The 11,709-nt window shown below is 69.9% G+C and carries 4 protein-coding genes and 2 pseudogenes; 4 read left to right on the top strand and 2 right to left on the bottom strand.

Annotated features, from left to right (window positions below; all coding sequences use genetic code 11):
- The 4 genes and pseudogenes from DQW85_RS08465 to DQW85_RS08455 all read left to right on the top strand — a co-directional run.
- Positions 1-269 (top strand): annotated as a pseudogene (locus DQW85_RS08465) (A/G-specific adenine glycosylase); the annotation flags it as partial.
- A 151-nt stretch (positions 270-420) separates the two neighbouring features.
- A pseudogene (locus DQW85_RS46675) lies at positions 421-867 on the top strand (HAMP domain-containing protein); the annotation flags it as partial.
- Positions 868-949: 82 nt separating this feature from the next.
- Entirely contained in the window at positions 950-4,525 is a 3,576-nt protein-coding gene (locus tag DQW85_RS08460; RefSeq protein ID WP_240197022.1) for a HAMP domain-containing protein, read from the top strand.
- 94 nt (positions 4,526-4,619) lie between these two features.
- The gene (locus tag DQW85_RS08455) at positions 4,620-7,175 is read left to right on the top strand and encodes a SpoIIE family protein phosphatase (protein WP_240197021.1); all 2,556 of its coding nucleotides are present in this window, start codon (positions 4,620-4,622) and stop codon (positions 7,173-7,175) included.
- Between the two features lie 371 nt (positions 7,176-7,546).
- On the opposite strand, the gene DQW85_RS08450 is transcribed toward DQW85_RS08455, so the two are convergent.
- Entirely contained in the window at positions 7,547-8,488 is a 942-nt protein-coding gene (locus tag DQW85_RS08450; protein WP_113699811.1) for a TIM barrel protein, read from the bottom strand.
- A 363-nt stretch (positions 8,489-8,851) separates the two neighbouring features.
- On the bottom strand, positions 8,852-11,356 hold the full coding sequence (locus DQW85_RS08445) for an ATP-dependent Clp protease ATP-binding subunit (RefSeq protein ID WP_113699810.1): 2,505 nt from the start codon (positions 11,354-11,356) through the stop codon (positions 8,852-8,854).
- Positions 11,357-11,709 lie beyond the last annotated feature (353 nt).

Raw genomic sequence — 11,709 nt, 5'->3', positions numbered from 1 at the left:
CGATCGCCGCGGCCTGCGCCTGGCGCCTGGCCGGCAAGCCGCCTCACGCCGGCCCGGCGCGCAAGGGCCAGGCGTACGCGGGCACGGATCGACAGTGTCGTGGCCGCCTGCTCGCGGTGCTGCGGTCGGCTCACGGTCCGGTGCCCAAGGCGGCGCTCGACGCCGTGTGGGACGACGCGGCCCAGCGCGAGCGCGCGCTCGACGGCCTGGTCGCCGACGGCCTGGCGGAGCACCTCGACGACGGCACGTACCGGCTGCCGCATGCCTGACCGGAGCAGGCGGGCGGCTGCGAGGCCCATGGGGGCGCCGGTTTATTCGCATGAGGAATAGCACTCTTACGAATAAGGTGCGAAACCCAACAATCTTCGCGAAACACCCTTGATACCGCCGGTAAAGTCGCACAGCGGTGTGCGCCCTGGCATGCCTTTGACTGGAGTGAGGGTGGAGATGGGCGAGATGGCGGCCGGCGGCGCGCGTCCGGCGGCGCGTGACAAGACCGGGCGCGGCGTGAGCAGGGCCCAGGAGCCGGAGCTGCGCCAGCTCCTCGCCGGGCTGACCGCGGTCCGCGACGGCGACTTCGGCACGAGGCTGCCCGACGACGCGGGCGGGCTGCTCGGCGAGATCGCCCAGGTGTTCAACGGCATGGTGGACCAGCTGTCACTGTTCACCTCCGAGGTGACCAGGGTGGCCAGGGAGGTGGGCACCGAGGGCCGGCTGGGCGGCCAGGCCGAGGTGCCCGGCGTCTCCGGCACCTGGAAGGACCTCACGGAGTCGGTCAACGCCATGGCCGGAAACCTCACCAGCCAGGTGCGGAGCATCGCCGAGGTCACCACGGCCGTCGCCAAGGGCGACCTGTCGCAGAAGATCACCGTTGACGCCCGGGGCGAGATCCTGGAGCTGAAGAACACCGTCAACACGATGGTCGACCCTGAAGAACACCGTCAACACGATGGTCGACCAGCTCTCCTCGTTCGCCGCCGAGGTCACCCGCGTCGCCCGCGAGGTCGGCACCGAAGGCCAGCTCGGCGGCCAGGCCGACGTCAAGGGCGTGGCCGGCACGTGGCGCGACCTCACCGACTCCGTCAACTACATGGCCGGCAACCTGACGGCCCAGGTGCGCAACATCTCCCAGGTGGCCACGGCGGTCGCCAAGGGCGACCTGTCACAGAAGATCACCGTCTCGGCGCGCGGCGAGATCCTGGAGCTGAAGAACACGCTGAACACGATGGTCGACCAGCTCTCGTCGTTCGCCGACGAGGTCACCCGCGTCGCCCGCGAGGTCGGCACCGAAGGCCAGCTCGGCGGCCAGGCCACGGTGCGCGGGGTGTCCGGCACCTGGAAGGACCTGACGGACAACGTCAACTTCATGGCCTCCAACCTCACCGGCCAGGTGCGCTCCATCGCGCAGGTGGCGACGGCGGTGGCCAAGGGCGACCTGTCGCAGAAGATCATGATCGAGGCCAAGGGCGAGGTCGCCGCGCTGGCCCAGACGATCAACACGATGGTCGACACCCTGTCCGCGTTCGCCGACGAGGTCACCCGCGTCGCCCGCGAGGTCGGCACCGAAGGCCAGCTCGGCGGCCAGGCCCGGGTGCCGAACGTGGCCGGCACGTGGAAGGACCTCACCGACAACGTCAACTCGATGGCCGACAACCTGACCAACCAGGTGCGCTCCATCGCGCAGGTGACCACGGCGGTGGCAAAGGGCGACCTGACCAGGAAGATCGACGTGGACGCCCGCGGCGAGATCCTCGAACTCAAGACGACCATCAACACCATGGTCGACCAGCTCTCCTCGTTCGCCGCCGAGGTCACCAGGGTGGCCCGCGAGGTCGGCAGCGAAGGCCGCCTGGGCGGCCAGGCCGAGGTCGAGGGCGTCTCCGGCACCTGGAAGCGGCTGACCGAGAACGTCAACGAGCTGGCCGGAAACCTCACCCGCCAGGTGCGCGCCATCGCCGAGGTGACCAGCGCGGTCACCTCGGGCGACCTGACCCGCTCCATCACGGTGGACGCCGAAGGCGAGCTGGCCGACCTGAAGGACAACATCAACTCCATGGTCGGCTCGCTCCGTGAGACGACGCGGGCCAACCAGGAGCAGGACTGGCTCAAGACCAACCTGGCCCGCGTCTCCGGCCTCATGCAGGGCCACCGCGACCTCGCCTCCGTGGCCGAGCTGGTCATGAACGAGCTCGCCCCGCTGGTGTCGGCCCAGTATGGAGCGTTCTTCCTCGCCGAGGACGCCCCCGGCGGCACCGAGCTGCACCTCATCAGCGCGTACGGCTACGCCGACGACGCCGCCCGGCCCACCCGCTTCAAGCTGGGCCAGTCACTGGTCGGCCAGGCCGCCCGGTCCCGCCGCACGATCGCGATGGACGACGTGCCCGCCGACTACATCAGGATCTCCTCGGCCCTCGGCCACACCACGCCCGCCTCCGTGATCGTGCTGCCGATCGTGGTGGAGGAGCAGGTGCTCGGCGTCATCGAGCTGGGGTCGGTCTACGCGTTCACCGCGGTGCACTGGACCTTCCTCGACCAGCTGATGGAGACCATCGGCGTCAACGTCAACACGATCATCGCCAATGCCCGTACCGACGAGTTGCTGGTGGAGTCGCAGCGGCTCACCGCCGAGCTACAGGCCCGCTCGGAGGAGCTGCAGAACCAGCAGGTGGAGTTGCAGCGCTCCAACGCCGAGCTGGAGGAGAAGGCGGCGCTGCTGGCCACCCAGAACCGCGACATCGAGACCAAGAACCTGGAGATCGAGCAGGCGCGCCAGGAGCTGGAGGCGCGCGCCAAGCAGCTCACCCTTGCCTCGAAGTACAAGAGCGAGTTCCTGGCCAACATGAGCCACGAGCTGCGCACCCCGCTCAACAGCCTGCTGATCCTCGCCCAGCTGCTGGCCCAGAACCACACGCGCAACCTCACTCCCAAGCAGGTCGAGTACGCCAGCATCATCCACTCGGCCGGCTCGGACCTGCTGCAGCTGATCAACGACATCCTCGACCTGTCCAAGGTCGAGGCGGGCAAGATGGACATCGCACCCGAGCGGGTGCCGCTGCGGCAGCTCCTCGACGACATCGAGGCCACGTTCCGGCCGTTGACCACGCAGAAGAGCCTCGACTTCGTCGTCGCGACGGCCGCGGGCGTCCCGGTCGACGTGCTGACCGACGACGCCAGGCTCCGCCAGATCCTGCGCAACCTGCTGTCCAACGCCGTCAAGTTCACCGAGGCGGGCAGCGTCGAGCTGCACATCGAGCCGGCCGGACCGAGCGAAGTGCCCGCCCCGGTCCGCGTACACGGCACGGCCATCGCCTTCCGCATCAAGGACACCGGCATCGGCATCGCCGAGCAGCAAGTCGAAGCCATCTTCGGCGCCTTCCAGCAGGCGGACGGCACCACCAGCCGCAAGTACGGCGGCACCGGGCTGGGCCTGTCGATCAGCCGCGAGATCGCCCACCTGCTCGGCGGTGCGATCACGGCGCAGAGCGCGCCGGGCAAGGGCAGCGTGTTCACCCTCTACCTGCCCGTGGCGCGCCCCGACTTCGCGGAGCTGCCGCCGGGCGCGTTCGCGCGGGAGCGGACCGAACGGCCGGAGCACGGCGAGACGGTGCCCGACTCCCCGCCGCCCGCCCCGCGGTCCCACCAGAAGGCGCAGCAGAAGCCACAGCAGCAGCGGCGGTTGATGGTGGTCGAGGAGCGCGACCGCGGGCTGCTGTCGCTGGTGTCCGAGAGCGCGGTGGCCGACCTGGCCAACAACCGCGACCTCGGGGACCCGCGCGGCCCCATCGAGGTCGTCAGTGCCGTCGGGGTGCAGGAGGCGGCCGCCGCGCTCGCCGCGCAGGCGTACCACTGCATCGTGCTGGAGCTCGACATGGCAGACGGCGCGGCGCTGCGCTTCCTGGAGGACATGGACGGCGACTCGGCCCTGCACGGCGTCCCGGTTCTCGCCTACAACAACTGGCGGCTGGACCCCAGGCAGGAGTCCGACCTCCAGGCGCGGACCGGCACCCAGCCGCTGGAGCTGCTGTCCAGCCTCGACGAGTTGCGCGAGCGCATCGCGCTGCACCTGTCCGCCGACGGCCCCGGCGACGTGCTTCCGCTGGTCAGGCACGAGGAGGTGCACAGGCCGGTCGCGCGCACGGTGGACGACTCGCTGGCCGGCCGTACCGTGCTGGTCGTCGACGACGACGCGCGCAACCTCTACGCCCTCACCGGCATCCTGGAGATCCACGGCATGCAGGTCCTGCACGCGGAGAACGGGCGCAAGGGCATCGAGGTGCTCACCTCGAACCCCGAGGTCGACATCGTGCTGATGGACGTGATGATGCCGGAGATGGACGGCTACGCGGCCACGGCCGCCATCAGGCAGATGCCCGAGTACGCCGACCTGCCCATCATCGCGGTGACGGCCAAGGCGATGCCCGGCGACCAGGAGAAGAGCCTCGCGTCCGGCGCGAGCGACTACGTGACCAAGCCGGTCGACGCGACGGACCTGCTCGCCCGGATCCAGCACCGGCTGGCCACGTAGGCCCCGGAGAACCCGGCCCGCCCGCGCACCGGAAGTGGCCGCGTGGGCCGGGAACAGTCCGCGCCCCAGCACATCCACCGTCGAGGAGCAGCACGTGCAAGAGCCCCAACAGCCCACCGGTCGGGGTGCCGGCCTCGGGCGGCTGGCCGCCACCGTCGAGCGGCTCCGCCGCGAGGTGCGCGACGCCCACGCCGCCGCCGACGGCCGCGCCCTGATCGAGCTGGCCAAGGGCATCCTGGTGGAGAGGCTGCGCTGCAACCCCGCGGAGGCGGCCCGGCAACTCGCCGTGCTCGCCGAACGGGCTCAGCTCTCACAGCTGGAGCTGGCCGCCGACATCGTCAACCAGGCGGCCCAGGACCACCTGACCGAGGCCGCCAACCAGTTCCTGCTCTCGGCCACCGGCCGCGGCACCACGAGCCACGCGCTCGCCGGAGGCGACGCACCGACGGAGAGCGACGCGCGGGCAGAGGGCGACACGCAGGCGGGGGACGACACGCGGGCAGAGGGCGACACACGTGCGGGGGACGACACGCGGGCGGGGGACGACACGCGGGCGGGGGACGACACGCGGGCAGAGGGCGACACACGTGCGGGGGACGACACGCGGGCGGGGGACGACACGCGGGCGGGGGACGACACCTCTTCCGTCGCCGTACGGCTGCGCACCGCGGAGAGCGGCGTCCTGGCGGCACGCGACACCCAGGCGGTCAGCGAGTCCCTTCTCCAGCACGCGGTGACCCCGCTGGGCGCCACCGCGGTAGCCGTGTGGGCGGCGGGCACAGACGGCTCGCTGACCCTGGCCGGCTCTGCCGGTTTCGCCACCGGCCAGGCCATGCGCTGGCGCTACGTGCCCCCCGGAGTGGCCACCCCGGCCCGGCAGGCGCTCGTGGAACGACGGACGGTCTGGTTCGGCGACCTTTCGGAGGCGGGCCTGCCGTCCATCGGCCATCACCCGGGCGAGCAGGCCGGCCGGGTCGCCGTGCCCGCCGGCACCGGCGGCCGCATCCTCGGCGTCCTCGAGATCAGCTGGCCGTGCCCCCTGGAGCCGCAGCCCCCGCAGATCCAGCGGCAGGTGGAGGCGCTGGCCGAGCTCGTCGCCCATACGCTCGAAACCCATCCGGCCATCGCGCCGCAGCGGCCCGACTCCGAGCTGGTGGACCTCGTCAACGGCATGCACGACCCCGTCCTGATCCTGCGCCCGCACCTCGACGCCGACGGCGACCTGGCGGACTTCCGCATCCAGCACACCAACACCAACTTCGTCGACTTCGCCGGCCGCGCCCGCAGCGCCGTCAACGGCGCCCTCCTTCTTGAGGCCTATCCGCTGGCCGCCGGTGACGGCGGGCTGTACGAGAAGGTGGAGCACGTCCACGCCACCGGCGAGCCGTTCCGCGCCGAGCGGATGCCGCTCAACGCGCTCATCGACCAGGTGCCGCTGACCGCCGTCGCCGACGTCAGCATCAGCCGCCTCGGCGACAGCGTCCTGCTGGTCTGGCGCGTCCTGGACGAGGCGGCGCGGGTGGCCGGGCTGCTCCAGCACGCGCAGCGCCTCGGCCGCATCGGCGGTTTCGAGGAGTACCTCGCCACCGGCAAGATCACCTGGAACGGCCAGCTCTACTCACTGCTCGGCCTGCCGCCCTCCGCCGGCCCGATCTCCCTGCTAGAGCTGCCGCAGCACGCCCATCCGGACGACGCCGTCGCCATCGGCCGGTTTCTGCGCACGCTGCTGCACCATCACCTGCCCGCGGCCTCGGCCTTCCGGTTCCAGCGCTCCGACGGGGTATCGCGGCACATCCGCGTCGTCGCCGAACCGGTCCTGGACGCCCACGGCAGGCTCCTCAGCGTGCGCGGCGCGTACCAGGACATATCCGCACAGCACTGGACGGAAGTCGCACTGGCCGCCACACGCGACCAGCTCGCCCACTCCGAGCAGCAGGCCGCCGCGCGCAACCGCCTCGCGCTGCAGCTTCAGCACGCCATCATGCCGCCCGCGCACGGCCCGATCGAGGCGTTCGACCTGAGGATCGCCGTCCGCTACCGCCCCGCGGAAGAGGAGCACCTCGTCGGCGGCGACTGGTACGACTGCGTGGTGCTGCCGTCCAAGCAAGTGCTGCTGTCGGTCGGCGACGTGGCCGGCCACGGCATCGACGCGGCCACCGGCATGGTCGTCCTGCGCAACGCGCTGCGCGGGCTCGCCACCACCGGGGCCGGGCCCGCGCAACTGCTGACCTGGCTCAACCTCGTCGCCCACCACCTGACCGAACAGGTCACCGCGACGGCTGTGTGCGCCCTGTTCGACCCGGAGACCCGTACTCTCCGCTGGGCCAGGGCCGGCCACTTCCCGCCGATCATGCTCCGCTCGCAAGAGGCGTCCGAGCTGCCGCTGATCGACGGTGTCCTGCTCGGCGCCCTCGCCGAGGCGCACTACGAGGAGGGCAGCCTCCAACTGGAGAAGGAGGACGTCCTGCTCATGTACACCGACGGGCTCATCGAGCGGAAGGACCGCAGCCTGGAGCACTCGCAGCAGCAGCTCCTGAGCGTGGCCACGGCCGCCGTGGCCACGCTGGAGCAGCGGCTCGACCACCTGCTCACCTACAGCAAGTCCGACACCGACGACGACACCTGCGTCATCGGCGTCCAGCTCCGCTGAACAGGCTCACCAGGCCACGGCCCCGGTGCCGCTCAGGCGATCCGCGGCGGCACACGCTGGTCGCGCTCCCATCGCAGTCCGCGGCGGCATCACTACCGTGTCATCGGTTTCGGCGGCACGCTCAGCAGAACGCAAGAACGGCTTCCCGGGCGACGCCCACGAGAACGCGCCAAGGTGGACTCTCGTGAGACGCACCACCTACGCCTGCCGCTGGCGCCGGGACGGATCCGGCGGCGGCCGTCAGCGCGTGCACCAGAAGCACGGCCACTCCGGCCACGCCTCCCTTCTGGGTAACCACTCGGACGCGCGGCCATGAAGGTGCATGCCGGGACAGGCAGTCGGCGAGGTGACGCCCGCGCGGCGTTGGCCGGTCAGGCGGCGAGTTGCAGGCCCAGGCCCGTGAGGTTGGTGCGGGCCCAGTCGAGCTCCTGGGCCAGGACGGACACCAGGGCGCCGGGGCCCTTGGCGCGGCCCGGGACGGCCAGGTTGTGCGTCTCCACCTCGATGTGGGCGTTGCCGCTCACCGCGCCCGACAGCATGGCCGTGAGCGTGTCGTGCAGAACGGCGCCCGTGCTGCTGGGCGTCTCACCGGTGTGGTTGTGGACGTGGCCGAGCTTGACCACCGGCGCGCCGGCGGCGGCCAGGCCGCGCAGGGCCTCGCCCGCCTGCTCGGAGCCGCAGGCGAGGTGGCAGGCGTCGAGGCAGACGCCCAGGTGCTCGGAGTCGATCCCGCAGACTCGCTCCAACGCCTGCTCCGTGGTTTCGAGGACGCAGCCGGGCCACGGCTCGAACCCGACGCGGATGGTCTTGCCGGTGACGCTGTAGATGCCGCGCAGCTCTCTCGCCAGGCGTTCCAGGCGGCGCGTGGCGATCGAGTGGAGGTCGGCCGGCCAGTCGCGGCGCCAGCCGATCGGGATGGTGGAGATGCTGCCGAACCTGACGTCGTCGGGCAGCAGGAACGCCAGGATCCTGGCCAGCGCCATGGTGTAGCGGTAGCGCTCCGGCTTGGCCCAGTCGGGCCCGGGGACCTCCTGGTTGCGCCCGCCCGTGCCGTTCAGGCTGACGACCTCCAGGCCGCGCTCGTCCAGCGAGCGGCCCAGCCGTACGAGCTCGATGCGGTCGGCCGTGAGGTGGTCGGCCACGCTGGGCGAGAGCCACAGACCTATGCCCATCCGATCGACCCCGAGCCGCTTGCGCACCGGCACCGCGTAGCGGGTGAGGTGGGCGATCAGGTTCTCCAGGTCTTCGGCGGGGTGAACGCCCGCGTTGTAGGCGAGGTGAACGAGCGTTCCGTCGTCGTGACGCAGGCGCATCGGTTTCCTCCACGGCTTGAACCGGTAGTCCCAGCGCCCGTTGTGGGGTTCGCGCGGGGACCCTGTCGAGCATGCCCGCCCCAGGCGAGGCACGCGTCCACCCTGGGTTGATCGCTGCCTACTCCTCAGGGAGCAGTCCCACCCCAGGCAAGCGGTCTTGTGGCTTACCTGGAACAGGTTCGGCGGCGCTCTACGCAGTGTAGTACTACTCCGCGTCGCGGCACACCTTCCCTGCCAACAATTCGGCAACGCGACTTGTTGGCCGCAGGTCGTCACAGAGGTCGCCACCAGTCGCCACCAAAGGCGAAGCCCCCGTGTGAGCATTCACACGGGGGCTTCGGACGAACCTGTGGCCCTCAGCCGTCAGGTCTTGATCGAGCCGGCGATCGCGGCGGCCGAGTCGGGGACGTGGGTGGCGGCGTCTTCACCGGTGAAGATGAACTTCGCGTTGTCCCCCTCGCCCTCGGTCACGACCTTGATGATCTGCCCCGGACGGAGCTCGCCGTAGAGGATCTTCTCCGACAGCGCGTCCTCCAGCTCACGCTGGATGGTGCGCCGCAGCGGACGGGCGCCCATGACCGGGTCGTAGCCGCGGTCGGCCAGCAGCTGCTTGGCCTCGGGCGAGACGTCGAGCCCCATGTCGCGGTCCTTGAGGCGGGCGTCGACCTGGGTGAGCATCAGATCCACGATCTTGATGATCTCGGCCGGCGTCAGCTGGTGGAAGACCACGATGTCGTCGACACGGTTGAGGAACTCGGGCCGGAAGTGCTGCTTGAGCTCCTCCTGGACCTTGGACTTCATCCGGTCGTAGTTGGACTCGGCGTCGTTGGACCTCGCGAACCCGACCCCGATGCCCTTGGAGATGTCACGGGTGCCGAGGTTGGTGGTCATGATGATGACCGTGTTCTTGAAGTCGACCACGCGGCCCTGGGCGTCGGTCAGGCGACCGTCTTCCAGGATCTGCAGCAGCGAGTTGAAGATGTCGGGGTGGGCCTTCTCGATCTCGTCGAAGAGGACCACGGAGAACGGCTTGCGCCGCACCTTCTCGGTGAGCTGGCCGCCCTCCTCGTAGCCGACGTAGCCGGGAGGCGAGCCGAACAGCCTGGAGACGGTGTGCTTCTCCATGAACTCCGACATGTCGAGGCTGATCAGAGCGTCCTCGTCGCCGAAGAGGAACTCCGCCAGCGCCTTGGACAGCTCGGTCTTGCCGACGCCGGACGGGCCGGCGAAGATGAACGAGCCACCCGGACGGCGCGGGTCCTTCAGGCCCGCACGGGTGCGGCGGATCGACCGGGACAGACCCTTGATGGCGTCGTCCTGACCGATGATCCGCTTGTGCAGCTCGTCCTCCATGCGGAGCAGGCGCTGCGACTCCTCCTCGGTCAGCTTGAAGACCGGGATGCCGGTGGCCGTCGCAAGGACCTCGGCGATGAGCTCCTCGGTGACCTCGGCCACGACGTCCATGTCGCCGGCCTTCCACTCCTTCTCACGCCGCTCGCGCTTGAGCTGGAGCTGCTTCTCCTGGTCGCGGAGGGCGGCCGCCTTCTCGAAGTCCTGCGCGTCTATCGCGGACTCCTTGTCGCGGCGGACGTTGGCGATCTTCTCGTCGTACTCGCGCAGGTCCGGCGGAGCGGTCATCCTGCGGATGCGCATCCGGGAGCCGGCCTCGTCGATGAGGTCGATCGCCTTGTCGGGAAGGTAGCGGTCGCTGATGTAGCGGTCGGCCAGCTGCGCGGCGGCGACCAGCGCGCCGTCGGTGATGGACACCCGGTGGTGCGCCTCGTAGCGGTCGCGCAGACCCTTGAGGATCTCGATCGTGTGGCTGAGGGAGGGCTCGGCCACCTGGATCGGCTGGAACCGGCGCTCCAGGGCCGCGTCCTTCTCCAGGTATTTGCGGTATTCGTCAAGCGTCGTGGCGCCGATGGTCTGCAGCTCGCCACGGGCCAGCATCGGCTTGAGGATGCTGGCGGCGTCGATCGCGCCCTCGGCGGCGCCCGCACCCACGAGCGTGTGCAGCTCGTCGATGAACAGGATGATGTCGCCGCGCGTGCGGATCTCCTTGAGCACCTTCTTCAGGCGCTCCTCGAAGTCACCGCGGTAGCGCGAGCCGGCGACCAGAGCGCCGAGGTCAAGCGTGTAGAGCTGCTTGTCCTTCAGCGTCTCGGGCACCTCGCCCCTGACGATCTTCTGTGACAGGCCCTCGACGACGGCGGTCTTGCCGACGCCGGGCTCGCCGATGAGAACGGGGTTGTTCTTGGTCCTCCGGGAGAGGACCTGCATGACCCGCTCGATCTCCTTCTCGCGGCCGATGACCGGATCCAGCTTGCCCTCGCGGGCGGCCTGAGTCAGGTTTCGGCCGAACTGGTCGAGCACCAGGGAGGTCGACGGGGCCGACTCCTGCGGGCCGCCGGCGGCGGCCGGCTCCTTGCCCTGGTAGCCGTGGAGCAACTGGATGACCTGCTGCCTGACACGGTTGAGATCTGCTCCAAGCTTGACCAGCACCTGGGCCGCCACACCCTCACCCTCGCGGATGAGCCCGAGCAGGATGTGCTCGGTGCCGATGTAGTTGTGCCCCAGCTGCAGTGCCTCACGGAGCGACAGCTCAAGAACCTTCTTGGCCCGCGGGGTGAACGGAATGTGCCCCGACGGAGCCGACTGGCCCTGGCCGATGATCTCCTCGACCTGCTGGCGCACTCCTTCAAGGCTGATGCCGAGGCTCTCCAGAGCCTTGGCGGCTACGCCCTCTCCTTCGTGGATCAAACCAAGAAGAATGTGCTCAGTGCCGATGTAGTTGTGGTTGAGCATCCTGGCCTCTTCTTGGGCCAAGACGACAACCCGCCTCGCTCGGTCGGTGAACCTCTCGAACATCTCGTCGCTCCTCACAGAGCGGTCAGTCAGGCCGGTCAATCCGTCCCGTCATCCCGCATGCTAGCCCTGGCTCGGCGAACCGTGCCCACTGCCGCTGACGCGCTCTATAGCAGAGACGTTCCCCGAGAGCAGGGCGTTCACCCTCTATCCAACTACCGTTCGGGCGTGACGTGTTCCCGATACGCCGCAAGCGAACGATGTTTAGGGGGCCTCGGGGAAGCGCCCGCAATTCGGCGCCTCGGCACAGGCAGATCAACACGGATCGCCATCGGACGCTTGAGCGAGCCGGCCCAGGGCGGCCCGCGCCCGCGCATCTCCGATGCCGCGTCCGTAACCCATACGCGAACATGCTA

Origin of the sequence: Nonomuraea lactucae, from assembly GCF_003313395.1 — a bacterium.
GTDB classification, from domain to species: Bacteria; Actinomycetota; Actinomycetes; order Streptosporangiales; family Streptosporangiaceae; genus Nonomuraea; species Nonomuraea lactucae.
Note: the sequence above shows the minus strand (reverse complement) of the source record. Positions and strands in the feature narration are given on the sequence as shown.